A 22,519-nucleotide genomic window follows, 5' to 3' on the forward strand; every position below is an offset into this window, starting at 1 on the left:
TAGACCACGTTCCGTCAGCTGCCGCTTTCACTTCTTTGGAAGCTACTTTTTCACCATCTGCCAAGAGATTAACCGTAATATATTTCGGACGTTTACCATCTTGGTTATTAGCGTCATCCCAGTTCTTCGTTGCTTTAATATCAATTGTTTCTGGTGTGTATTTATTGGTAATAGTAAAGCCTGTCTTAGCATCTCCGCTGATTTCAGTTGTATAACCAGCTACTGAACTCACTTCAACTACTTTATAATCAATCGGAGCTCCGCCTTTATCTGCATCTAAATCCGTGAAGTTACCTGCCCAGCCATTAGCTTCTGACAATTCAAGAGTTTTGCCTGTATCTTGACCGTCTGCTAAGAGCTTAACTGTGATAGAAGCAGGACGTTTGCCATCTTGATTGTCGGCATCATCCCAGACTTTCTTCACTGGAATTTGTGTTTTAGCAGGGGTATATTTATTCGTGAAGACAAGGTCTTTCGCTTCTTTCGAAACCGTTGCTTTTAATTCAGTAGCACTGATTTTTTCAACCTTGACTTCTACTTCTCGAACAGTCTTATCATAAGTGATTCCTGCTTCAGATCCAGCAACTTCTGAGATGGTATACTTGTGAGTTCCCACTTGGCTCTCATCATATGAGATTGGTGAGAAGGTCACTGTTCCATCTGCAGCGTTGGTTACTGTTTCGACAACAGTTCCGTCTGCTTTCTTCAAGACAAAGCTGTATTTACCTGCTTCAAGAGTTTTACCTTCAAGAACTTTCTTAGCTCCGAGAGTAATGGATGTGTCACCTGCTGGGGTGTATTTGTTAGTGAATGGCTTTTCATCGTCATAGACAACAGTTGATTCAAGGGTGCCTTTACCGTTATCAGTCACTGTAATCGTAGCAGTGATAGTCTTGGTATCATAAGTTACCCCAGCAATATTTCCTACTTTTTCAGCAATCTTATAAGTATAGATTCCAGCAGTAGCAAATGTTAATTCTGAGAACTTAACATTTCCTTCTTTGTCATTCTTAACAGTTTCTTTAACATTGCCATCTTTATCGGTCAAAGTGAACTCGAACTCATCAGCTTTCAACTCACGACCTGTAAGTGTTTTCTTCACTCCAAGACGCATCTTTGCTTTTTCAGCTTTATAAGTATTTACGAATTTCTGAATTCCACCATTATCAATAACAGAAATGGCTCCAGGAGGAAGCAATGAGTCAGAACTTGCGAAATTCTCAAAAGGAGCTATTAAAGCAGAAATCTGATTATAAAGAGGGGTTGCAACAAGTTTACCCTGTCCAGGATCATACACAGAAACGGTGACATGAACACTTCTTGAATCGTGAGTCACACCGTTAATCGTTTGACCAGCATGAGCTTCCACAATAGTGAATTTGTACTGTCCTTCCTTGTCGAAAGGAATATCCCTGAAGACAACATGACCATTGGCATCATTTTTAGCGCGTTGAACTTCGGTTCCTTTCTCATCTTTCAAGATGAATTCAAATTCATCTGCTTGAAGAGGAGTCGGACGATTACCAGTCAATTCTTTATCAACGAAGATATCAGTTTTAGTTGGTAATAATTTATATGTATTTGTGACAGTCGTAGCATCTGTTTGATTGGCTGTGTAGCCGCCTACGGTAGTGACTGGTTTTTCCTGAGCATCTACTTCTTTAACACTATAAGTGTACTTCTTAGCATTTGCATCTGTCGCAGGAAGATTGGTCCATTCAACAGTTCCATCTGTCTTTGGAACTTCTTTCTTCTCAGCATTAGGTGCTGCTTCTTCAGTTCCACCTTCTAGTGTGCGGTAAAGTTTGAAGTAGGTAGTTGGGCGAACACGTTCCTGACCGCCAACCCAGACTTTCTTAGCCGTCACGTTTATCTTTGGAACTTCATAAGTATTGGTAACTTGAGTCTTGTCTGCATTGTAAGATACGACATAGTTATTCTCTCCAACTTTGACTTTCTCTCCCTCTTTCAAAGGAAGGTCAGTCTGGTCTTGAAGCTCGCGAACAGAGTAAACCAACTCTGTCTTTCCATCTACGTCATACTTAGGGAGTTGTTTTTCCCACTTGTAAGTATAAACACCATTGGACTCAGTTACTTCAGGAGTATAGTTCCCTGAGACAGGTTTTGAATCTGCAACAGTTTGTCCTTTCTTATGGACATACAAGCCAAGTTTGACTTCTTTGTAGTCAGTTTTCTTTCCGCCTACCCAAGTCTTGGTTGCTTTAAAATTAACTGTCACACGTTTGTTAGAGATGTTGAGAGGAACACCTTGTCCACCTTTCAGCTCTACTTCAAATTCTTGACTATTTACCTGATAGCCTGATTTAGGAGTTTTTTCTTTAACAATATACTTACCATCACTGAGAGCCTTTGAAAGAGCAATTCCATCCGCATCTGTTGTAACGGTATCAACCAAATTATTAGTGGTTTTCTCACGGATTTCAAAGACAACGCCTGCCAACTTAACAGTTGCATCCGCTTCATCGAATTTAGTGATTTTAATCTTACCAGCAATATCAGCTGTGACTGATGCACCTGCAGCCTTAACCGTTTTCAGCGTTACAACACTCTCTTTACTTGTATTAATCTTATCACCCCATTTTTTCCACGTTAACTGGGGCTCATTATCAATCAAAAATTGTGCTGAATTCTTAATCTCAGAGGTATCAGCTGGTGAAGTTGTCGAATATTCAAGAAAGAAACTCTTCTTTCCCATATTAGTTGGCATCAGCAATTTAAAACTACGCTTACCATTTGTCAGTGTAAGCAAAGCCGTATTATCAGAGTCCTTTTTATATTCTTCAGGATCAGTCGTTACTTTATAGGGTTTAATTTTCCGTTTAAGATTAGCAAAATTCGTATTTGTTGTATCAAACTCCGCTTCATTTAGTGCAAAACTACCATCTATATAAGAAGCAAATGCCCCTAAACTAATATCATCGGTTATTTCAATGGTTTTATTCTTTAAATCCTGTTGAGATCGGTTAATCCTTACATAATAACCTGCTTTTGCAAGACTTCCGTGATTCCAGCCACCTTTGTAAATGACCTCTCCTTCAACAGGAGCCTGTTGCGTTTTCAAAGTCTTGAATGTAATTATTTGCGTTTTACCTCCCGGCAAAACGTAGGTAACTATCTTATCTTCTTTTGTGACTGTCTCTTTTGCACTAGCAAAGAAATCTCCACGAATATTCTGTTTATCCTCTACTTCGCTATTAAAAGTGAATACCAATCGGTGTTTGGCACTCTCTACCCTCACATTCCCTATAGTCTTTCCTGATATTTTATCTTCCAACTTGAGGGTTCTATCCTCTAAACTCAGATTAGAAGGGGCTTCTACTATAAAAAAATCTCCCTCCTTAATCTCATTTGCTGTTACATTTGGAAATGAAAATTCTCCCGAATACTTTAATGCAACTGTAGTATCATTTTCACCATGATAACCCGTTGACTCATCTCCAGTAGAGGCAATGGTGATTTTCAAATTCTCGAATTTAGCCTTATCGGTAACATCAGCAGCAGAAACCCGCTGGACGTTCCAAAATCCTAGAAAAGCAAAAATCATTAGCAATGACAAAAAGAAACTCATCCACTCTTTTAGCCTCATAATCAATCTCTCCTTCTTTCATAAACAAAACTAAAAGAACACCTATCCTTTTAGTCTACATTATAGCTAATACTATTATACCTCAAATAAATAGAAAGTCCATATATTCGTAAGTGCTTTTTTTGACACAATGTAAACTTCAGTTTTCTAAAATAGGTTCCCTAATCCCAGAACTCTTAGTATTTTATTAAAACGAAAGGCTCTGGACAATGAGGAATCTATCACATATTCCAAATTTAGAAAAAGCCTCATACGAATCACCATTAAAAGCAACAAAGCTTTGGAAAGATTCATATGAGACTTCTTATAAATACCACAAAACAGGGAAAAGCAGGAAGCCTATCTCATGTTATTTTATATGTTTGTTTTTTTATTCTTAGTTTTGACCAAGAGCAGCAGCCATAGTTGCAGCTACTTCTGATTCAAAATCATTGGCAGCTTTTTCAATACCGTCACCTACTTCAAAACGAGTGAAGCTTGCAATTGTCACACCTTGGCTTTCAAGAAATGCTTCAACAGTCTTGCTGTCGTCCATGATATAGACTTGCGCAAGTAATGTGTAAGCTTGGTCAACTTTTGTATTGTCCAGCATGAAGCGATCCATTTTACCAGGAATAATTTTGTCCCAGATTTTTTCTGGTTTACCTTCAGCTGCAAGACCAGCTTTGATGTCTTCTTCAGCTTGTGCAATCACTTCATCCGTCAATTGAAGTTTAGAACCAAATTTGTAGTGTGGAAGCGCTGGTTTACCAACCATTGCACGACTTTCGTTGTCTTGATCAATTTTGTGGTTCATTTGAGCCAATTCATCATGGATAAATTCTTCACTCAATTCTTTGTATGAAAGAACAGAAGGTTTCATAGCGGCAACGTGCATTGCCACGTGTTTTGCAAGATCTTCGTCACTGCCTGAAAGAACTGTGATAACACCGATACGTCCACCATTGTGTTGGTAAGCTCCAAATACTTGATCATCTGCTTTTTCAACAACTGCAAAACGACGGAATGAGATTTTTTCTCCGATTGTAGCAGTTGCACTAACATAAGCAGCTTCAAGTGTTTCACCTGAAGGCATTGTCAAAGCAAGAGCTTCTTCGTTGTTAGCTGGTTTGCCTTCTGCGATTACTTTAGCTGTTTCGTTTACCAATTCAACGAATTGAGCATTTTTTGCTACAAAGTCTGTTTCTGAGTTCACTTCAACGATAGCGGCAACATTGCCGTTTACATAGACACCAGTCAATCCTTCAGCAGCAACACGGTCTGCTTTTTTAGCAGCTTTTGCCATACCTTTTTCACGAAGCAATTCAATTGCTTTTTCGATATCGCCATCTACTTCTACAAGTGCTTTTTTAGCGTCCATGACACCAGCTCCAGATTTTTCACGCAATTCTTTTACAAGCTTAGCTGTAATTTCTGCCATTTTGATCCTCCAATTAAGATATTACGGTTTTATTTAATAAAAAGGGGAGGGCTAGGCCCCGCCCCATAAGTTCGTTACTTGATTATTCGTTTGAGCCTTCGACAACTTCAACGATTTCTTCGATAGAATCTGCTTGTGAATCAGTTGCAGCTAATTCTGCTTCTACTGATTCAACGTTATCTTCACCTTGACGGCCTTCGATAATTGCATCAGCCATTTTCGCAGTGATTAACTTAACAGCACGAATAGCATCGTCGTTAGCTGGAATGATGACATCAATGTCATCTGGATCTGTATTTGTATCCACCATCGCTACAACTGGAATACCTAATTTCTTAGCTTCTTTAACAGCGATTTGTTCTTTATGTGGATCCACAACATACATCACATCTGGAATACGTGGCATTTCTTCGATACCACCCAAGAATTTTTCAAGACGAGCGCGTTGTTTGTTAAGAAGAGCGACTTCTTTTTTAGGAAGAACATCAAAAATTCCGTCTTCTTCCATACGTTTGATTTCTTTCAAACGAGCAACACGTTTTTGAATCGTTTCCCAGTTTGTAAGTGTTCCACCCAACCAACGGTGGTTGATGTAGTATTGACCAGCACGTTCTGCTTCTTCTTTTACAGCATCAGCAGCTTGTTTTTTCGTACCAACAAACAAGATAACTGCATCGTTAGCAGCCGCATCACGCATAAAGTCGTATGCTTGATCTGCAAATTTTACAGTTTGTTGCAAGTCGATAACGTGGATACCGTTACGTTCTGTGAAGATATACTTCGCCATCTTAGGGTTCCAGCGACGAGTTTGGTGACCAAAGTGTACACCAGCCTCAAGAAGTTGTTTCATTGAAATTACTGCCATGAGTAATGTCTCCTTTTTTGTTTTTTCCTCTCCCAGATTTCAACTCGCAAAACCACCCGTAGGCAACGGCTTCACAATTCATCTGAAATGAGTATTTGCCGATTACACGACATCTACTATCATATCAAAATTTCTTCCATTTTACAAGAGGGTTTCTGCTTTTTCATGCCAAATGCACGAAGAAAATCATTCGAAATTTATAACCTTTTAAAAGGGAAAGTCCTGACTTATCTTAATCACTATAATCTTTTAAGTAGGCTCTTAATTCTCGAATCATGGCTTGGCGGCCTTTGAACCGTTCATCGGCTAGTAAGCGCTCGTACTGCTCCTGTTTCTCTGGGCTCAGTTGAGCTTGATAGCTCTTTAGCTGGTCTCGGAGAATCACCAATTCATCCAGATATAGTTCTTTTAGGCTGAGCTTGTGACCAATCTCGCTCACTTCTTCATAAGCTTGACGATCAAGTTTGCGTTTTTGACTTTCCTGTTTACGGAGGATGTCCAGAATATGATTGCGGAACTTGGTCTTATAGTAAACATAGAGCTGACTTTCTTCTTCTACCAGCTGCGGATACTGGCTTACCAACTGATAGAGCACCAACATGCCCTCTTGTTCCCAATCGCTTAATTTCCACAGGTGGACATAATATTCCCTCCGACACTTCAGCACAATTCCTCTCACCTTGGCATATAACTCCTTGAACTCCATTTCCTTCTCCTTCCTTTTACTTACCTTTTAAGGATAGCAAACTTGAAGCTTTTAGGAGAGCTGGGTAGCCGTTCTACTCTTTTTGGTTTCTATTTCGCACTTCTTAATACACCTATCTATCTCTTCAGGTACTTTTACATTCTTTTCAGCGGATAAAGTTAAAATTAACAGATGTCTGTTTGGGAGTTTTCATGATAAATTCAGCATTATAATTCTGTAAATTCTGTAGTGAAGCATCGATTATGAAATTCTAAAAAACGCCTGCTTACGAAATTGTTTTTTTGTAAAAGCAATTTCGTAAACAAGCGTCTACGTTTCTTATCATAAGATGAGTGTTCCCGCTAGGAAAAATCCTAGCGGTAGACCAGAGCTAGACTAAGAGTAACATTACTCCATCATCATAACACTCAACAAAATTGATAAAAATTATACTAATTCAATGATTGCCATTGGAGCAGCATCACCACGACGTGGTTCAGTTTTAAGGATACGAGTATATCCACCGTTACGTTCTGCATAACGAGGAGCTAAATCAGAGAATAATTTTTGAAGAGCAGTAGTTGAAGTATACTTTTCTGTTTCTTCATCATAGTTTTCTGATGCAATTTCGTTACGAACAAAAGCTGCTGCTTGACGACGAGCATGCAAATCACCACGTTTACCCAAAGTAATCATTTTTTCAACTGTTTTACGGATTTCTTTAGCACGAGCTTCTGTTGTCACAATTGATTCGTTGATAATCAAGTCAGTAGTCAAGTCGCGAAGCATTGCTTTACGTTGTGAGCTAGTGCGTCCTAGTTTACGGTAAGCCATGTTTTCCTCCTTTATTTATCATTTTTTAATCCAAGACCGAGATCAGCAAGTTTTACTTTCACTTCTTCAAGACTCTTACGTCCTAGATTTCTTACTTTCATCATTTCAGGTTCGGTTTTTTCTGTCAAATCAAATACAGTATTGATACCAGCACGTTTCAAACAGTTGTACGAACGAACTGACAAATCTAATTCTTCAATTGTACGATCCAACACACGATCATCTGAAACTTTTTCTGTTTCTTTCATCACATCGGTAGATTTTGCTACTTCAGTTAAGTTAGTAAACAGGTCTAAATGTTCCGTTAAAATGCGCGCAGAAAGCCCTAGAGCATCTTCTGGAATAATCGTCCCGTCTGTCATGATTTCAAGAGTTAATTTATCAAAACCATCATTGCTACCAACGCGAGCTGGTTCAACTTGATAATTAACTTTTTTCACCGGCGTATAGATTGAATCTACCGCAAGCGTCCCTACTGGTGCATCATCTTTTTTATTTTCATCAGCCGGTACATAACCACGACCTGTATTTACGGTCATAATAGCTTTTAAGCTAGCACCTTCACCAATTGTAAAGAGATAATGATCAGGATTTACAATTTCAATATCACTATCTGTCAAAATATCACCGGCAGTAATTTCTGCAGGACCTTCAACATCAAGCTCAATTGTCTTTTCGTCTTCGACGTAAGATTTTACAGCAATCCCTTTGACGTTCAAAATAATTTGCATGACGTCTTCACGGACACCTGGAACTGTATCGAATTCGTGCAATACACCTTCAATATTGATAGATGTTACAGCAGCACCCGGTAGAGATGCAAGAAGTACACGGCGAAGTGAGTTCCCAAGCGTTGTACCATAACCACGTTCTAGTGGTTCTACTACAAATATGCCATAGTCTTTATTTTCATCAATTTTTGTTATATTTGGTTTTTCAAACTCAATCATTTAGTTACTCCCTCTTAAACGAAAAGCAGTGTAATGGTTTATGATTATACACGGCGACGTTTTGGAGGACGAGCACCATTGTGTGGCACAGGAGTCACATCACGAATAGCTGTTACTTCAAGACCAGCGGCAGCAAGAGCACGAATAGCTGACTCACGACCAGAACCTGGACCTTTAACAGTAACTTCAACTGATTTAAGACCGTGTTCTTGTGCAGACTTTGCAGCAGCTTCAGATGCCATTTGGGCAGCAAATGGTGTAGATTTACGAGAACCTTTAAATCCAAGAGCTCCGGCAGATGACCAAGCAATTGCGTTACCATGCACATCAGTAATCATAACAATAGTGTTGTTAAATGTAGCGTGAATATGAGCAATACCAGATTCGATATTTTTCTTCACACGACGTTTACGTGTTGGTTTAGCCAAGACTTTTTACCTCCTTATATTATTTTTTCTTACCAGCAATCGCAACAGCTTTACCTTTACGAGTGCGAGCGTTGTTCTTAGTGTTTTGTCCACGTACAGGAAGTCCACGACGATGACGGATTCCACGATATGAACCAATTTCCATCAAACGTTTGATGTTTAAGTTTACTTCACGACGAAGGTCACCTTCAACTTTGATAGCATCCACTTCACGACGGATAGCGTCTTCTTGATCAGATGTTAAATCTTTCACACGAATATCCTCTGAAACTCCAGCAGCTGCTAAAATTTTCTTAGATGTTGGAAGACCAATACCGTATACATAAGTCAGTGAAACAACTACACGTTTGTCATTTGGAATATCAACTCCAGCAATACGAGCCATTTTTTCTCCTTTCTATTATCCTTGACGTTGTTTGTGTTTTGGATTTGCTGGGCAAATCACCATAACACGACCATTACGACGAATAACTTTGCAGTATTCGCAAATTGGTTTGACCGATGGTCTTACTTTCATTTCTTATCCCTCCAAGTATTTCGATTATTTAAAGCGGTAAGTGATCCGTCCACGTGTCAAATCATAAGGACTCATCTCGACAGTAACACGGTCTCCCGCTAAAATACGAATATAGTTTTTACGAATTTTACCAGAAACTGTTGCTAAAATCTGATGTCCATTTTCAAGTTCAACCGTAAACATTGCATTCGGCATTGTATCAACTACTTTGCCTTCAACTTCAATCACATCGTCTTTTGCCACGCAAAAGCACCCCCTAAATTTCGATTCATTCCTCTGAGCACAGAGGTAACAATTATAAGTCAGACTAATTCATTGTATCACTACTTGTCAAATATTGCAAGTGTAAAAACGCTTTTATTTTAACTTCAACAAGACTTTTTCAATATCTTTAAATACATCATCAATCTCTTGATTTCCTTGAATATCATAAACCAAGCTTTGAGAACGATAGTGCTCAATAATTGGTACTCCTTGAGCAATATTGACATCCAAACGACGTTTCACAGTTTCTGGCTTATCATCCTCACGTTGATAATAATCCTCTTCATTATAATCTGCTGGTGGATTGAAGACTTTATGGAAGGTTTCTCCCGTTTTTTTGTGAATAATCCGTCCGCTCAAGCGCTCTAGCAAGCTGTTAGGATCCACTTCGATATTAACAACCCCGTCTAAAGTAAGCCCAAGTTCAGCAAGTATCTGATCCAGTGCATGTGCTTGATCAATGGTGCGTGGGTAGCCATCTAATAAAAAGCCTTTTTCTTTAATATCATCTTGTGCTAAACGTTCTTTGACAATTCCATTAGTCACTTCATCTGGCACTAATTCACCTTTATCAATATATGATTTCGCAAGTACCCCCATTTCAGTTTGGTTTGCCATAGCTGCACGGAACATATCCCCTGTTGAGATATGCGCAACACCAAATTCCTCAACGATTTTAGCCGCTTGAGTCCCCTTGCCTGCACCTGGCAAGCCCATAATCAAAAGATTCATGATCCTTCTCCTTTTTTGTTTTTAAATAGATCTATTACAAATTCTTAATAAACTTGTTTAAAAACAAAATAGAAAGAGTGGGACAGACTTCAGAAAATCTATGATTTTCGATTTGCTCTCCCACCCCGCAACATAGTTGATTCAGGATGAAAACAAAAACTCATTTTCATCATCAACCACTGCGTTCGTACTTTAACGCAAATTGCTTTTGAAAGTATAGAATATCTTTCTTTACTCTGTTTCTATTCTGTTGTATTCATAAAGCCAGTATATTTTCTCTTCAGAAGGTAACCTTCAAGCTGTTTCATTCCTTCAATACCAGTTGCAATAATAATCAGCAAACTAGTACCACCTAAAGCAACAGCATCTGTCAATCCAAACAAATCTTTTGCTAAAATCGGTAAAATCGAAATAAAGCCCAAGAAAAGTGAACCAACTGTTGCCAGGCGACGAAGTAGCTTAGACATGTATTCTTCTGTACCTTTGCCCGGACGGACACCATGAATATAGGCACCGCTCTTTTGCAAATTTTCCGCAGTTTTCTCTGGATTGATTTGTACAAATGTATAGAAAAATGTAAACAAAATAATCAAGAGAGCATACATTGCGATGCCGCTGACTGTCGTCGTCGCAAACAACGACTGCGCCACTCGAACCCACTGTGTATTGTGACCTGTAGCTGTCAAAAATTGGAAAATAGCTGCAGGTGCGGCAGTAATCGAACTTGCAAAGATAACCGGAATAACACCCGCCGGATTGACCTTCAAAGGAAGGTATGAGCTAGAAGGCGCACCTTGCGCAATCTTTGTATACTGGATTGGAATTTTGTATTCTGCTTGTTGAACGAAGGTTGTAAAGTAAACAATGAGCAAAACAGCTATAATTAGAATAGTCACAAAAATGATAGATGAAGTAATACGGCTGCTTGGTACATTGACAAAGTAGTCTACATATATACTCTTAATCATTCCTGGAATTGCTGCTACGATACCTGCAAAGATAATCATAGAAACACCATTACCATAGCCTTTATCTGTGATTTGTTCCCCTAACCAAGTCACAATCATAGAACCTGTTGTCAAAAGGAAACCAATCAGCAAATAAGTTTGCCAGTTAGGCGTTGCCACCAACTTAGCACTAGACAAGGTATGGAAACCTGCTGTAATACCGATAGATTGAACAAACGCCAAGACTAAGGCAATATAGCGCGTTGCTTGATTTAACTTTCTTCGTCCAACTTCACCTTGCTTGCCCCATTCTACAAACTTAGGTAAAATATCCATTTGTAGCAATTGAACAACAATAGAGGCGGTAATATACGGACTAACTCCCAATGCAAATACTGAGAAATTTCGCAAAGCATTACCTGACACAAGGCTGAGCATGTTTAGAAATGAAAGCCCGTTAAGAGCTTCCAAGCTTTTTGCATTAACACCTGGAACAGTAATCGTCGTACCAATTCGAAATACTAATACAATAAAAATTGTAAAGAGAATTTTTGAACGAACCTGTTTGATTTTTAATGCATCTTTTAATAGTTTAAAAAACATAGGTCACCTCGCTTAGATGACTTCCACTGAACCACCTTTAGCAGTGATAGCTTCTTCGGCTGATTTAGAGAATTTAGCTGCTTTCACAGTCAATTTCTTTGTCAATTCGCCGTTACCAAGAATCTTAACACCAGATTTTTCAGCTTTTACAATCCCTGCTTCGATAAGGACAACTGGAGTTACTTCTGCCCCGTCTTCAAAAACATTCAATTGATCAAGATTTACAATTGCATATTCTTTACGATTGATGTTCAAGAAACCACGTTTTGGCATGCGACGGAACAATGGTGTTTGTCCACCTTCAAAACCAAGACGAACTTTACCACCACTACGAGCTTTTTGACCTTTTTGACCACGTCCAGCTGTTTTACCATTACCAGATGAAGTACCACGACCAACACGATTGCGGACTTTACGAGAACCTGTAGCAGGTTGTAATTCATGAAGTTTCATTATATTTTTTCTCCTCTTTTGTAAAATGCTAGCGCTTATACTGAGAAAAAGGTGTCCTCAGGATAAACTCGCCTATACATATATTTAGTTTAAGGGGCTGAGAAAATCCTCTCATCCCCTAGTTTATTTCAATTTAAAGTTTTGTTAGCAAAATGATTACTTACTTAACTTCTTCAACAGTTACCAAGTGTGATACTGCTGTAATCATACCACGAACAGCAGCATTATCTTCTTTGATAACTGAGCTATTTAATTTGCCAAGTCCAAGTGCTACAACAGTTTTACGTTGTGACGGAATGCGTCCGATTGGAGACTTTGTCAAAGTAATTTTAATTTGAGCCATTTGAATCTCCTTTCTTATGCTAAGTCAGAAACTGAAATACCACGAAGGGCAGCAACTTCTTCAGCGCGTTTTAATTGTTTTAAACCTTCAACAGTTGCGCGAACGATGTTGATTGGAGTGTTAGAACCAAGTGATTTAGATGTTACATCTGCTACACCTGCCAATTCGATGACGGCACGAACAGCACCACCAGCAGCCACTCCAGCACCTTCTACAGCTGGTTTCAACAAGACACGAGCTCCACCAAATTCAGATGTTACTTCGTGAGGAATTGTTGTGCCAACCATTGGTACTTCAATTAGGTTTTTCTTTGCATCTTCAACGGCTTTGCGAATTGCTTCTGGTACTTCTTGAGCTTTACCAGTACCAAAACCAACACGACCATTACGGTCACCAACAACTACAAGAGCCGCAAAACGAAGACGACGTCCACCTTTAACAACTTTTGTAACACGGTTAATCGCAACTACGCGTTCTTCAAGTTCAACTGCATTGTCTTTAAATGCCATTTTTTAGTGTCCTCCCTATTAGAATTTCAATCCGTTTTCACGAGCTGCATCAGCCAAAGCTTTTACACGTCCGTGATATAGATATCCACCGCGGTCAAACACCACTTCAGTAATACCTTTAGCAACTGCACGTTCAGCAACAAGTTTGCCGACAACAACGGCTTGTTCAGTTTTAGTTCCTTTTGAAACTTCTTTGTCAAGAGTTGAAGCGCTTGCGAGCGTTACACCCGCTACGTCATCAATTACTTGAGCGTAGATGCCTGTATTAGAACGGAATACGTTCAAACGTGGGCGATCAGCAGTTCCAGAGAGTTTTCCGCGAACGCGACGGTGGCGTTTTTGGCGGACTTTATTTTTATCTGGTTTCGAAATCACAATTTTCACCTCTTAATTTTATTTCGTGCCTAAGCACAAAGTTGGAAATAAATATTTTGGTTAAAAAACAACCTTATAATATTATTTACCAGTTTTACCTTCTTTACGGCGGACGAATTCACCAACGTAGCGGATACCTTTCCCTTTATATGGTTCAGGAGCACGCAAGCTACGGATATAAGCAGCAGTTTGTCCAACTACTTCTTTTGAGATTCCGTTCACAACAATAGTCGTTGGATTTGGAAGTTCAAAAGTAATACCTTTAGGAGCTTCCACTTCATCTGGATGAGATTTACCAACTGAAAGTACCAATTTTTTTCCTTGAAGTTGAGCACGGTATCCAACCCCACGCATTTCAAGTTCTTTCTTGAATCCTTCTGATACACCATGAACCATGTTGTTCAAAAGAGCACGAGTTGTTCCGTGGATTGTTTTCATTTCTTTTGTATCGTTTGGACGGTGAAGAGTTACTTCAGTTCCTTCCACACGAATATCAATATCTTTAGAGAACGTACGAGTGAGTTCTCCTTTAGGTCCTTTTACAGTTACGACATTGTCTTTGTTTGTCAATTCGACACCAGCAGGCAATACGATAACTTTATTACCAATACGTGACATGTTATTTTTTCTCCTGTTAAATTGTCAGGTCGTCCGAGGACGGCCAGTTTTCACGGGGCAACTATCATAGCAGTTTGTATGATAGTTCTAACGTTTTATTCAAATATATCATTCAAATCAGTTTTGCCAATCTGAACACGAGCTACGGCCTGTGTGGAAAAGATAAATCTATCTTGAATGTGAGCATTCATCGCTAGATTTCCTATTTTCACTTTGTCCGTCACGCTCTTTGTATCATGCAATTACCAAACGTAGGCGATTACTTCCCCACCAACATTCTTTTGGCGTGCTTCTTTGTCAGTCAACAAGCCTTCAGATGTTGAGATAATCGCAATTCCAAGTCCATTCAAGACTTTTGGAAGATCTTCACATTTTTTGTAAACACGAAGTCCTGGTGTTGAAACACGTTTCAAACCAGTGATAACTTTTTCACCGTTTTGACCGTATTTAAGGAATACACGAATAACACCTTGTTTATCATCTTCAATGTACTCAACGTTCTTCACAAAACCTTCGCGTTTAAGAATTTCAGCAATCCCTTTTTTGATATTTGATGCAGGTACTTCTAGCACTTCATGTTTTGCTTGATTCGCATTACGAATACGTGTCAAAAAGTCTGCAATTGGGTCAGTCATAACCATTTTGTTTTTCTCCTCTTACTAGTAGTTTGATAATTCACTTGCTAGTTAATGATTGAGCTAGGCTCAGTTTGATGGATACACTCTAAACAGACTTGCTGATTAGAACACGGACTACAAGCTGTGCAAAATAGATAGATTTCTCTAGGAGCATCGCTCCTGAGCGAAATCCCCTATTTTTGCTGGGCTCGTTACGCCTTTTGTATCATGTTTTAATTGAGTTCAAGCTAAGAACTTGGTGAAAAAGATAAGTTTGCCTTGGAGCATCGCTCCTACACCAAACTTCCTATTTTCATTGCGTTTTCTTAACGCTCTCACATCTTAAATTACCAAGAAGCTTTGGTAACGCCTGGAATTTGTCCTTTGTATGCTAACTCGCGGAAGCAAACACGGCAAAGTTTAAACTTGCGGTAAACTGAATGTGGACGACCACAACGTTCGCAACGAGTGTAAGCTTGCGTAGAGAACTTCGCAGGGCGTTTGTTCTTAGCAATCATTGATTTTTTAGCCAATTTATTTACCTCCTAGATTATTTTGCAAAAGGCATTCCAAGGCCTGTAAGCAATTCACGTGATTCTTCATCCGTGTTAGCAGTTGTTACAATAACAATGTCAAGACCGCGAGTCTTGTCGACATCATCAAAGTTGATTTCTGGGAAAATCAATTGTTCTTTCACACCAAGTGTGTAGTTTCCGCGTCCATCAAATGATTTTGTTGGAACACCGTGGAAGTCACGAACACGTGGAAGTGATACAGTAACCAATTTATCCAAGAATTCATACATGCGTTCACCGCGAAGAGTTACCTTAGCACCAATCGCTACACCTTCACGAAGACGGAAGCCGGCGATAGATTTTTTAGCTTTAGTGATAAGTGGTTTTTGACCTGAGATAAGAGCAAGCTCTTCAGCAGCTTTTTCAAGATTTTTAGCATTTGATACAGCATCTCCAACACCCATGTTCAAAACGATTTTATCCACTTTTGGCACAGCCATAACAGATGAGTAGTTAAACTTTTCAGTCAAAGCAGGAACTACTTCATTAAGATATTTTTCTTTTAAACGATTAGCCATTATACTTCTCCTTTCCTTCGTGATTAGTCAAGCACTTCGCCTGATTTTTTATTGTAACGAACTTTTTTGCCGTCTACAAACTTGTAGCCAACACGTCCTGCAACACCATTTTTGTCCAACACTTGAACATTAGACACATGGATTGGTGCTTCTTTTTCCACGATAGCACCTTGAGGATTTTCGTTATTCGGTTTTTGGTGTTTCTTGATGATGTTCACACCTTCAACAACAACTTTATTTACTTTTGGAAGTGCGGCAACGACTTTGGCTTCAACACCTTTGTCTTTACCAGCAATCACGCGAACTTTGTCGCCAGTTTTTACAAACATTGGTTTCTCCTTTGATTTCTTACGCCCTGACGGGCACCCTATCTATCAAAGATAGGGGACTTAGTTTGTTTTTGATTAAAGTACTTCTGGAGCAAGTGAGACGATCTTCATGAATCCACCTTCACGCAATTCGCGTGCAACTGGACCAAAGATACGTGTCCCGCGAGGTGTTTTATCATCACGGATAATCACTGCAGCATTTTCGTCAAATTTGATGTATGAACCATCTTTGCGACGAGCACCTGATTTAGTACGAACGATAACCGCTTTTACAACGTCACCTTTTTTAACCGCACCACCAGGAGTAGCTTGTTTTACAGATGCAACGATGACATCGCCAATGCTAGCGAATTTACGCTTTGAACCACCAAGAACTTTGATTGTCAAGATTTCGCGGGCACCGCTGTTGTCAGCAACTTTCAAACGAGTTTCTGTTTGAATCATTTAAGTTTTCTCCTTTCTGGTTTGATTAGATGATAACTGCTTCTTCTACAACTTCTACAAGACGGAAGCGTTTTGTAGCTGAAAGCGGACGAGTTTCCATGATACGAACAATATCGCCTTCCTTAGCGATGTTATTTTCATCATGCGCTTTGTATTTTTTAGAGTAGTTAATACGCTTACCATAGACTGGGTGGTTACGTTTTGTTTCAACTACAACTGTGATTGTTTTATCCATCTTGTCAGAAACGACGCGTCCAACAAGCGTTTTACGTTGATTACGTTCCATTTTAGAATTTCTCCTTTCCCAAGTCTATTATTTCATTTCTGATTGAACAGTTTTGATACGAGCGATTTGCTTTTTCACTTCTTTCAAGCGTGCGGTTTGTTCTAATTGACCCGTTGCTGCTTGGAAACGAAGATCAAACAATTCTTTCTTCAATTCTCTTTCACGCTTCGCGAGTTCTTCTTGAGAAAGACCACGAAGTTCTTTAACAAATTCTTTTACTTCATTAAGTTTCATGCCTTCTCCTTATTCTGCTTCACGTTTCACGAATTTTGTTTTAACTGGTAATTTGTGGCTTGCAAGACGAAGCGCTTCGCGAGCAACTTCCTCAGGCACACCAGCGATTTCAAACATCACTTTACCACGTTTAACTGGTGCAACCCAACCTTCTGGAGCACCTTTCCCAGATCCCATACGAACCCCGATAGCTTTGGCAGTGTATGATTTGTGTGGGAAGATTTTAATCCAAACTTTACCACCACGTTTCATGTAACGCGTCATAGCGATACGAGCAGCTTCGATTTGGCGGTTTGTGATCCAATGGCTAGTAGTTGCTTGAAGGCCATATTCTCCAAATGCCACTTCCTTACCACCTTTAGCTTCACCACGCATTTTACCACGAAATTCGCGGCGGTGTTTAACACGTTTAGGTACTAACATTGGTTATTTACCTCCTTTAGTGTTTTTACGAGCTGGAAGAACTTCTCCGCGGTAAATCCATACTTTAACACCAAGTTTACCGTAAGTAGTATCTGCTTCTTCCCAAGCGTAATCAATATCTGCACGAAGCGTATGAAGCGGAACAGTCCCTTCAGAATACCCTTCACTACGAGCGATATCAGCACCGTTCAAGCGGCCAGATACTTGAGTTTTAATTCCTTTAGCTCCCGCACGCATGGTACGTTGGATTGCTTGTTTTTGAGCACGACGGAAAGCAACACGTTGTTCTAATTGGCGAGCAATTCCTTCACCAACAAGATGAGCATCCAAATCTGGTGATTTGATTTCAATGATGTTGATGTGGACTTGTTTACCAGTCAATTTGTTAAGTTTTGCACGAAGTGCATCAACGTTTGCTCCACCTTTACCGATAACCATACCTGGTTTAGCAGTGTGAAGAGAAACGTTTACTTTATTTACTGCGCGTTCGATTTCAATAGTTGAAACAGCTGCGTCAGCTAATTCTTTTTGAACGAATTTACGGATTGAAAGATCTTCATGAAGGTAATCCGCGTATTCTTTTTCAGCATACCATTTGGCATCCCAGTCACGGATGATACCGACACGCATACCTATTGGATGTACTTTTTGACCCACGATTTTACCTCCTTATTTTTCTGCAACGACCACTGTGATGTGGCTAGTGCGTTTGTTGATTGGTGAAGCTGAACCTTTTGCTCGTGGACGGAAACGTTTCATTGTTGGTCCTTCGTTTGCGTAAGCTTCAGATACTACCAAGTTTGCTTTTTCCAAACCAAAGTTGTTTTCTGCATTAGCGATTGCTGAGTTCAACACTTTTTCGATAATGCCAGCAGCTTTGTTTGGTGTGAATTTCAAGATTGCGATTGCGTCAGCGACGTCTTTCCCGCGGATATTGTCAAGAACTAGACGAGATTTACGAGGTGAAACGCGCACTGTACGAGCCATTGCTTTAGCTGAAGTAATTTCTGCCATGTTTTTCTCCTCTCTTATCTACGTGTCTTCTTGTCGTCAGCAGCGTGACCTTTGTAAGTACGAGTTGGTGCAAATTCACCAAGTTTGTGCCCTACCATGTCTTCTTGGATGTAAACAGGAACATGTTTACGCCCATCATAAACTGCAATTGTATATCCGATGAAACTTGGGAAAATCGTTGAACGACGTGACCAAGTTTTGATGACTTTTTTCTTTTCGTCATTGGCTTGAGCTTCAACTTTTTTCATCAAATGCTCATCGACGAAAGGTCCTTTTTTAAGACTGCGTCCCATTTTTATGTTTTCTCCTTTAAAATATGTACCACAACGGCTTGCACTGACAATCAGCGCTACCGAGCTGGCGGAATTTTGCGAGTTAGCTCGCTAATTATAAGTATGTAACAACTCACGAGGGGCAGTGGTTGATTGCTAGTTAGCTATAGCTACAAGCCTTGCTACACATCTAATCAACTTTGCCAAGGTTTCGCAATGAAGTTTGGTAGCTAAACCGCCAAACTTCTGCTCAGCCGCCTATTTCTCGTTGCGACGACGAATAATAAGTTTGTCGGATTTCGCTTTCTTGTTACGAGTTTTAAGTCCAAGAGCGGGTTTGCCCCATGGAGTAGATGGTGCTTTACGACCAACTGGTGCTTTACCTTCACCACCACCGTGTGGGTGATCGTTCGGGTTCATTACAGAACCGCGGACTGTTGGGCGGATGCCTTTCCAGCGGCTGCGTCCAGCCTTACCAAGGTTAACCAATCCATGTTGTTCATTTCCAACAACACCGACAGTTGCACGGCAAGTGCCAAGAATCATACGAACTTCACCAGATTGAAGACGAACAAGGACGTATTTCCCTTCTTGTCCCAACACTTGAGCAGAAGCTCCAGCAGCACGTACTAATTCACCACCATGTCCTGGTTTCAATTCAATATTATGAATCAATGTACCAACTGGGATATTAGCAAGTGGAAGAGCATTTCCGACTTTAATATCCGCTTCTGGTCCAGAAACGATGCGTTGACCAACTTCAAGGCCTTTAGGAGCGATGATGTAAGCTTTCACACCGTCAGTGTAATGTACAAGAGCGATGTTTGCTGAACGATTTGGATCGTATTCAATTGTTTTAACAACTGCTTCAACACCGTCTTTGTTACGTTTGAAGTCAATCAAACGGTAATGGCGTTTGTGTCCGCCACCTTGGTGACGAACTGTGATACGACCGTTGTTGTTACGACCAGCTTTGTTGTTCAAAGAAACAAGCAAAGTTTTTTCTGGAGTGCTCGTTGTGATTTCAGCAAAATCCAAAGAAGTCATATTACGGCGACCATTTGTAGTTGGTTTATAAACTCTGATTCCCACGATATTTCCTCCTTAGATTATTCTGCTTCAGCACCGAACAACTCGATTGCTTTTGAATCAGCTGTAAGAGTGATGATAGCTTTTTTAGTTTTGTTTGTAAAACCAGTATAACGACCTACACGTTTTGCTTTTGGTTTTACATTGATTGTGTTCACATTTGCAACTTTCACTCCGTCAAAAGCAGCTTCAACCGCTTGTTTAATCAAAAGTTTATGAGCACGAGTGTCCACTTCAAATACGTATTTACCTTCTTCAAGAAGAGCCATTGTGCTTTCTGTGATGATAGGCTTTTTGATTACGTCATACAAATTCATTATGCAAGAACCTCCTCGATTGTAGAGATAGCTTCTTTAGTAACAAGAAGTTTGTCGCTATTTACGATATCAAGAACACTTGCAGTTGTTGCTGTTGCAACTTTCACATTTGGAAGGTTACGAGCTGAAAGTGCAGCAAATTCGTTTCCTTCTTCGAGAATTACAAGTACTTTTGTATCAAGGCTAAGCGCAGCAAGTACTTTTGCAAACTCAGCAGTCTTTGGAGCTGTAAATGAAAGGCTGTCTACAGCTACGAATTTGTCCTCAGCAACTTTTTCAGAATAAACTGATTTAAGTGCCAATCTACGAACTTTTTGTGGAAGTTTGTAGGCGTATGAACGAGGAGTTGGACCAAATACGGTACCACCACCACGCCATTGTGGAGAGCGAATAGAACCTTGACGCGCACGTCCAGTTCCTTTTTGACGCCATGGTTTGCGTCCGCCACCTGATACTGCAGAGCGGTTTTTAACAGCGTGAGTTCCTTGACGAAGGCTTGCACGTTGACTGATAACAACGTCAAAGACAACTGATTCATTTGGCTCAATACCAAATACTGCATCGTTAAGAACTACTTCACCAGCTTCTTTACCAGTTTGGTCAAATAATTTTACGTTTGCCATTGTGACTGATTTCCCCTTTCTTTATTATTTACCAGCTTTAACTGCTGACTTGATAGTGATAAGAGATTTCTTAGCACCAGGCACGTTACCTTTGATGAGGATAACGTTTTTCTCTGGAACAACTTGTGCGATTTCAAGGTTTTGAATCGTTACACGATTGCCACCCATGCGTCCTGCCAAGTGTTTGTTTTTGAAAACACGGTTAGGCGCAACTGGTCCCATAGAACCAGGACGACGGTGATAACGAGAACCGTGAGCCATTGGACCACGTGATTGACCGTGGCGTTTGATAACACCTTGGAAACCTTTACCTTTTGAAGTTCCTGTTACATCAACAACATCGCCAGCTTCGAATGTATCCACTGTGATTTCTGCACCGACCTCTAAGCCTTCAATGTTTTTGAATTCACGAATGAAGCGCTTAGGAGCCGTGTTAGCTTTCGCTACATGTCCTTTAGCAGGTTTGTTGCTCAATACATCACGAAGGTCGTCAAAACCGACTTGAACAGCGTTATAACCATCTGTTTCAACTGTTTTTACTTGAAGAACCACGTTTGGTGTTGCTTCAACAACAGTTACAGGGATCAATTCGCCAGCTTCAGTGAAGATTTGAGTCATTCCCACTTTTTTCCCTAAGATTCCTTTTGTCATGAGAAAATGTTTCCTTTTCTATATTTTTTCAAAAAGTTTTTAACGAGCGTTTTTTATGCTCAAGATTAAGATATTAAGGGCGTTAAGAGAGCCTGGCAAAAATAGGAAACTGACGCAGTGTTCGACGAACACTAGGAAGTTCATCTTTTTTGCAGAGCTCTTAGCCCGTATCCAGTTAAGCCCGAATACTTTTACCTTGCATCTGATTATAGTTTGATTTCTACGTTCACACCACTTGGAAGATCCAACTTCATCAAAGCATCAACTGTTTTTTGAGTTGGGTTGATGATATCAATCAAACGTTTGTGTGTACGCATTTCAAATTGTTCGCGAGAATCTTTGTATTTGTGAGTCGCACGAATGATTGTGTAGAGGCTACGTTCAGTTGGAAGTGGGATTGGTCCTGCAACTTCTGCACCTGTACGAGTAGCAGTTTCTACGATTTTTGCAGCCGCTGTATCAAGTGTACGATGTTCGTATGCTTTCAAACGGATACGGATTTTTTTGTTTGCCATCTTTTTCTCCTTTTCGTCTATTTAAGATAATAGGCTAGCTCCACAAGAAAACCGAGACGTCATTGCGTGGCAATGCAACCGAGCGTGTCGCAACCTCTTGCATCAAAGCTACAGACTGTTTTTCACAGCACCATAATAGAATAACACAAAGCCTTACTGATTGCAAGGGATTTGAGCAAGTTTTTTAGTTTTTTTATTTGAAAGCGTTCCCCTTTCTTATTGAGCTTTTACTATCTTCTGAAAAAGCAAGAGATTAAATATAGAAATCTTTATTAGTCGTGAGTACCAACACAAAAAAATCAAGTCTCATTTAAAATGAGGCTTGACATTTACAAATCATTTTTTCTTTAATATGAATAAGTAGAATTGCCTGGTAAGAAGACAAACTACCCCTTCCACGCTTAAAGTCAGTTTGTTTCCTACATGCTTAGTTGAAGGGCTTGCACAGATTTTTAACTACTA

33 protein-coding genes are annotated in these 22,519 nt (G+C 39.9%); all 33 read right to left on the minus strand.

Translation table 11 applies throughout. The annotated features are described in order from the left end of the window. Nucleotides 1–3,607 (minus strand): Spy0128 family protein (locus tag IYQ23_RS05615; RefSeq protein WP_195674353.1); only part of this gene is annotated, 3,607 nt, incomplete at its 3' end. Between the two features lie 376 nt (nt 3,608–3,983). Further along, on the minus strand, nt 3,984–5,027 hold the full coding sequence (gene tsf / locus IYQ23_RS05620) for a translation elongation factor Ts (RefSeq protein ID WP_003026508.1): 1,044 nt from the start codon (nt 5,025–5,027) through the stop codon (nt 3,984–3,986). Nucleotides 5,028–5,109: 82 nt separating this feature from the next. Beyond that, nucleotides 5,110–5,892 carry a 30S ribosomal protein S2 gene (gene rpsB, locus IYQ23_RS05625; RefSeq protein ID WP_003026510.1) on the minus strand — a complete coding sequence of 261 codons (783 nt, stop codon included), beginning with the start codon at nt 5,890–5,892 and terminating at the stop codon, nt 5,110–5,112. A gap of 232 nt (nt 5,893–6,124) precedes the next feature. After that, a complete protein-coding gene (locus IYQ23_RS05630) occupies nt 6,125–6,598 on the minus strand; it encodes a sigma-70 family RNA polymerase sigma factor (protein ID WP_195674354.1) in 474 nt (157 codons plus the stop codon). 426 nt (nt 6,599–7,024) lie between these two features. Then, nucleotides 7,025–7,411: a 50S ribosomal protein L17 gene (gene rplQ / locus IYQ23_RS05635; RefSeq protein WP_003026513.1), complete on the minus strand. Its 387-nt coding sequence runs from the start codon at nt 7,409–7,411 to the stop codon at nt 7,025–7,027. Nucleotides 7,412–7,422: 11 nt separating this feature from the next. Continuing rightward, nucleotides 7,423–8,361, minus strand: coding sequence for a DNA-directed RNA polymerase subunit alpha (locus IYQ23_RS05640; RefSeq protein ID WP_003026514.1), 939 nt, complete (start codon nt 8,359–8,361; stop codon nt 7,423–7,425). Between the two features lie 44 nt (nt 8,362–8,405). After that, entirely contained in the window at nt 8,406–8,789 is a 384-nt protein-coding gene (rpsK, locus tag IYQ23_RS05645) for a 30S ribosomal protein S11 (protein WP_001118385.1), read from the minus strand. A 19-nt stretch (nt 8,790–8,808) separates the two neighbouring features. Then, nucleotides 8,809–9,174 carry a 30S ribosomal protein S13 gene (gene rpsM / locus IYQ23_RS05650; RefSeq protein WP_002262317.1) on the minus strand — a complete coding sequence of 122 codons (366 nt, stop codon included), beginning with the start codon at nt 9,172–9,174 and terminating at the stop codon, nt 8,809–8,811. 15 nt (nt 9,175–9,189) lie between these two features. Then, entirely contained in the window at nt 9,190–9,306 is a 117-nt protein-coding gene (gene rpmJ / locus IYQ23_RS05655; RefSeq protein ID WP_001808836.1) for a 50S ribosomal protein L36, read from the minus strand. 24 nt (nt 9,307–9,330) lie between these two features. Next, nucleotides 9,331–9,549, minus strand: coding sequence for a translation initiation factor IF-1 (gene infA, locus IYQ23_RS05660; RefSeq protein ID WP_001029883.1), 219 nt, complete (start codon nt 9,547–9,549; stop codon nt 9,331–9,333). A 114-nt stretch (nt 9,550–9,663) separates the two neighbouring features. Continuing rightward, nucleotides 9,664–10,302 (minus strand): adenylate kinase, encoded by a 639-nt coding sequence (locus IYQ23_RS05665; protein WP_195674355.1) that lies wholly within the window; start codon nt 10,300–10,302, stop codon nt 9,664–9,666. Nucleotides 10,303–10,544: 242 nt separating this feature from the next. Beyond that, nucleotides 10,545–11,852: a preprotein translocase subunit SecY gene (gene secY / locus IYQ23_RS05670; RefSeq protein ID WP_003071319.1), complete on the minus strand. Its 1,308-nt coding sequence runs from the start codon at nt 11,850–11,852 to the stop codon at nt 10,545–10,547. 12 nt (nt 11,853–11,864) lie between these two features. Continuing rightward, nucleotides 11,865–12,305 (minus strand): 50S ribosomal protein L15, encoded by a 441-nt coding sequence (gene rplO, locus IYQ23_RS05675; protein ID WP_003026525.1) that lies wholly within the window; start codon nt 12,303–12,305, stop codon nt 11,865–11,867. A gap of 160 nt (nt 12,306–12,465) precedes the next feature. Beyond that, nucleotides 12,466–12,648, minus strand: a complete 183-nt coding sequence (gene rpmD / locus IYQ23_RS05680) for a 50S ribosomal protein L30 (RefSeq protein WP_003029471.1) — start codon at nt 12,646–12,648, stop codon at nt 12,466–12,468. 14 nt (nt 12,649–12,662) lie between these two features. Beyond that, the gene (gene rpsE, locus IYQ23_RS05685; protein WP_003029472.1) at nt 12,663–13,157 is read right to left on the minus strand and encodes a 30S ribosomal protein S5; all 495 of its coding nucleotides are present in this window, start codon (nt 13,155–13,157) and stop codon (nt 12,663–12,665) included. An 18-nt stretch (nt 13,158–13,175) separates the two neighbouring features. After that, entirely contained in the window at nt 13,176–13,532 is a 357-nt protein-coding gene (rplR, locus tag IYQ23_RS05690; protein WP_003026531.1) for a 50S ribosomal protein L18, read from the minus strand. A gap of 81 nt (nt 13,533–13,613) precedes the next feature. After that, nucleotides 13,614–14,150 (minus strand): 50S ribosomal protein L6, encoded by a 537-nt coding sequence (gene rplF / locus IYQ23_RS05695; RefSeq protein WP_126467823.1) that lies wholly within the window; start codon nt 14,148–14,150, stop codon nt 13,614–13,616. A 242-nt stretch (nt 14,151–14,392) separates the two neighbouring features. Beyond that, nucleotides 14,393–14,791 (minus strand): 30S ribosomal protein S8, encoded by a 399-nt coding sequence (rpsH, locus tag IYQ23_RS05700; protein WP_003026535.1) that lies wholly within the window; start codon nt 14,789–14,791, stop codon nt 14,393–14,395. A 323-nt stretch (nt 14,792–15,114) separates the two neighbouring features. After that, nucleotides 15,115–15,300: a type Z 30S ribosomal protein S14 gene (locus tag IYQ23_RS05705; protein WP_001085699.1), complete on the minus strand. Its 186-nt coding sequence runs from the start codon at nt 15,298–15,300 to the stop codon at nt 15,115–15,117. A 17-nt stretch (nt 15,301–15,317) separates the two neighbouring features. Further along, entirely contained in the window at nt 15,318–15,860 is a 543-nt protein-coding gene (rplE, locus tag IYQ23_RS05710; protein WP_003026536.1) for a 50S ribosomal protein L5, read from the minus strand. 23 nt (nt 15,861–15,883) lie between these two features. Then, entirely contained in the window at nt 15,884–16,189 is a 306-nt protein-coding gene (rplX, locus tag IYQ23_RS05715) for a 50S ribosomal protein L24 (RefSeq protein WP_003026539.1), read from the minus strand. A 75-nt stretch (nt 16,190–16,264) separates the two neighbouring features. Beyond that, nucleotides 16,265–16,633 (minus strand): 50S ribosomal protein L14, encoded by a 369-nt coding sequence (gene rplN / locus IYQ23_RS05720; RefSeq protein ID WP_003026541.1) that lies wholly within the window; start codon nt 16,631–16,633, stop codon nt 16,265–16,267. Between the two features lie 25 nt (nt 16,634–16,658). Then, entirely contained in the window at nt 16,659–16,919 is a 261-nt protein-coding gene (gene rpsQ, locus IYQ23_RS05725; RefSeq protein WP_003026542.1) for a 30S ribosomal protein S17, read from the minus strand. A 27-nt stretch (nt 16,920–16,946) separates the two neighbouring features. After that, nucleotides 16,947–17,153, minus strand: a complete 207-nt coding sequence (gene rpmC / locus IYQ23_RS05730) for a 50S ribosomal protein L29 (protein WP_003029476.1) — start codon at nt 17,151–17,153, stop codon at nt 16,947–16,949. 9 nt (nt 17,154–17,162) lie between these two features. Beyond that, nucleotides 17,163–17,576 (minus strand): 50S ribosomal protein L16, encoded by a 414-nt coding sequence (rplP, locus tag IYQ23_RS05735; RefSeq protein ID WP_003029477.1) that lies wholly within the window; start codon nt 17,574–17,576, stop codon nt 17,163–17,165. A gap of 3 nt (nt 17,577–17,579) precedes the next feature. After that, entirely contained in the window at nt 17,580–18,233 is a 654-nt protein-coding gene (gene rpsC, locus IYQ23_RS05740; protein WP_195674356.1) for a 30S ribosomal protein S3, read from the minus strand. A 12-nt stretch (nt 18,234–18,245) separates the two neighbouring features. Then, nucleotides 18,246–18,590 carry a 50S ribosomal protein L22 gene (gene rplV, locus IYQ23_RS05745; protein WP_003026550.1) on the minus strand — a complete coding sequence of 115 codons (345 nt, stop codon included), beginning with the start codon at nt 18,588–18,590 and terminating at the stop codon, nt 18,246–18,248. Between the two features lie 14 nt (nt 18,591–18,604). Beyond that, nucleotides 18,605–18,883 carry a 30S ribosomal protein S19 gene (rpsS, locus tag IYQ23_RS05750; protein ID WP_000533765.1) on the minus strand — a complete coding sequence of 93 codons (279 nt, stop codon included), beginning with the start codon at nt 18,881–18,883 and terminating at the stop codon, nt 18,605–18,607. 237 nt (nt 18,884–19,120) lie between these two features. Next, nucleotides 19,121–19,954: a 50S ribosomal protein L2 gene (rplB, locus tag IYQ23_RS05755; protein WP_003026553.1), complete on the minus strand. Its 834-nt coding sequence runs from the start codon at nt 19,952–19,954 to the stop codon at nt 19,121–19,123. 17 nt (nt 19,955–19,971) lie between these two features. After that, complete coding sequence (locus tag IYQ23_RS05760; RefSeq protein WP_003026555.1) at nt 19,972–20,268, minus strand: 50S ribosomal protein L23; 297 nt, start codon at nt 20,266–20,268, stop codon at nt 19,972–19,974. Beyond that, nucleotides 20,268–20,891, minus strand: a complete 624-nt coding sequence (rplD, locus tag IYQ23_RS05765) for a 50S ribosomal protein L4 (protein ID WP_003026556.1) — start codon at nt 20,889–20,891, stop codon at nt 20,268–20,270. Before rplD ends, IYQ23_RS05760 begins: the two co-directional genes overlap by 1 nt. 24 nt (nt 20,892–20,915) lie before the next feature. After that, nucleotides 20,916–21,542 (minus strand): 50S ribosomal protein L3, encoded by a 627-nt coding sequence (gene rplC, locus IYQ23_RS05770; protein ID WP_003026558.1) that lies wholly within the window; start codon nt 21,540–21,542, stop codon nt 20,916–20,918. 206 nt (nt 21,543–21,748) lie between these two features. Then, entirely contained in the window at nt 21,749–22,057 is a 309-nt protein-coding gene (gene rpsJ, locus IYQ23_RS05775; protein WP_002894478.1) for a 30S ribosomal protein S10, read from the minus strand. Nucleotides 22,058–22,519 lie beyond the last annotated feature (462 nt).

The sequence above is a fragment of the Streptococcus sp. HF-100 genome, assembly GCF_015594635.1.
Classification (GTDB): Bacteria; Bacillota; Bacilli; order Lactobacillales; family Streptococcaceae; genus Streptococcus; species Streptococcus vaginalis.

What these genes read in the sequence shown, in the direction of transcription:
- rplF (WP_126467823.1), bottom strand. Translation starts at nt 14,150, where the DNA reads ATGTCACGTATTGGTAATAAAGTTATCGTATTGCCTGCTGGTGTCGAA.
- IYQ23_RS05630 (WP_195674354.1), bottom strand. Translation starts at nt 6,598, where the DNA reads ATGGAGTTCAAGGAGTTATATGCCAAGGTGAGAGGAATTGTGCTGAAG.
- rplV (WP_003026550.1), bottom strand. Translation starts at nt 18,590, where the DNA reads ATGGCAGAAATTACTTCAGCTAAAGCAATGGCTCGTACAGTGCGCGTT.
- rpmJ (WP_001808836.1), bottom strand. Translation starts at nt 9,306, where the DNA reads ATGAAAGTAAGACCATCGGTCAAACCAATTTGCGAATACTGCAAAGTT.
- rplD (WP_003026556.1), bottom strand. Translation starts at nt 20,891, where the DNA reads ATGGCAAACGTAAAATTATTTGACCAAACTGGTAAAGAAGCTGGTGAA.
- rplO (WP_003026525.1), bottom strand. Translation starts at nt 12,305, where the DNA reads ATGAAACTTCATGAATTACAACCTGCTACAGGTTCTCGTAAAGTCCGC.
- IYQ23_RS05665 (WP_195674355.1), bottom strand. Translation starts at nt 10,302, where the DNA reads ATGAATCTTTTGATTATGGGCTTGCCAGGTGCAGGCAAGGGGACTCAA.
- rpsE (WP_003029472.1), bottom strand. Translation starts at nt 13,157, where the DNA reads ATGGCATTTAAAGACAATGCAGTTGAACTTGAAGAACGCGTAGTTGCG.
- rpsS (WP_000533765.1), bottom strand. Translation starts at nt 18,883, where the DNA reads ATGGGACGCAGTCTTAAAAAAGGACCTTTCGTCGATGAGCATTTGATG.
- tsf (WP_003026508.1), bottom strand. Translation starts at nt 5,027, where the DNA reads ATGGCAGAAATTACAGCTAAGCTTGTAAAAGAATTGCGTGAAAAATCT.
- rplQ (WP_003026513.1), bottom strand. Translation starts at nt 7,411, where the DNA reads ATGGCTTACCGTAAACTAGGACGCACTAGCTCACAACGTAAAGCAATG.
- rpsH (WP_003026535.1), bottom strand. Translation starts at nt 14,791, where the DNA reads ATGGTTATGACTGACCCAATTGCAGACTTTTTGACACGTATTCGTAAT.
- rpmD (WP_003029471.1), bottom strand. Translation starts at nt 12,648, where the DNA reads ATGGCTCAAATTAAAATTACTTTGACAAAGTCTCCAATCGGACGCATT.
- rpsJ (WP_002894478.1), bottom strand. Translation starts at nt 22,057, where the DNA reads ATGGCAAACAAAAAAATCCGTATCCGTTTGAAAGCATACGAACATCGT.
- rpsM (WP_002262317.1), bottom strand. Translation starts at nt 9,174, where the DNA reads ATGGCTCGTATTGCTGGAGTTGATATTCCAAATGACAAACGTGTAGTT.
- rplX (WP_003026539.1), bottom strand. Translation starts at nt 16,189, where the DNA reads ATGTTTGTAAAAACTGGCGACAAAGTTCGCGTGATTGCTGGTAAAGAC.
- IYQ23_RS05760 (WP_003026555.1), bottom strand. Translation starts at nt 20,268, where the DNA reads ATGAATTTGTATGACGTAATCAAAAAGCCTATCATCACAGAAAGCACA.
- rplC (WP_003026558.1), bottom strand. Translation starts at nt 21,542, where the DNA reads ATGACAAAAGGAATCTTAGGGAAAAAAGTGGGAATGACTCAAATCTTC.
- rplN (WP_003026541.1), bottom strand. Translation starts at nt 16,633, where the DNA reads ATGATTCAAACAGAAACTCGTTTGAAAGTTGCTGACAACAGCGGTGCC.
- rplP (WP_003029477.1), bottom strand. Translation starts at nt 17,576, where the DNA reads ATGTTAGTACCTAAACGTGTTAAACACCGCCGCGAATTTCGTGGTAAA.
- rpsQ (WP_003026542.1), bottom strand. Translation starts at nt 16,919, where the DNA reads ATGGAACGTAATCAACGTAAAACGCTTGTTGGACGCGTCGTTTCTGAC.
- secY (WP_003071319.1), bottom strand. Translation starts at nt 11,852, where the DNA reads ATGTTTTTTAAACTATTAAAAGATGCATTAAAAATCAAACAGGTTCGT.
- rplE (WP_003026536.1), bottom strand. Translation starts at nt 15,860, where the DNA reads ATGGCTAATCGTTTAAAAGAAAAATATCTTAATGAAGTAGTTCCTGCT.
- rpmC (WP_003029476.1), bottom strand. Translation starts at nt 17,153, where the DNA reads ATGAAACTTAATGAAGTAAAAGAATTTGTTAAAGAACTTCGTGGTCTT.
- IYQ23_RS05640 (WP_003026514.1), bottom strand. Translation starts at nt 8,361, where the DNA reads ATGATTGAGTTTGAAAAACCAAATATAACAAAAATTGATGAAAATAAA.
- rpsB (WP_003026510.1), bottom strand. Translation starts at nt 5,892, where the DNA reads ATGGCAGTAATTTCAATGAAACAACTTCTTGAGGCTGGTGTACACTTT.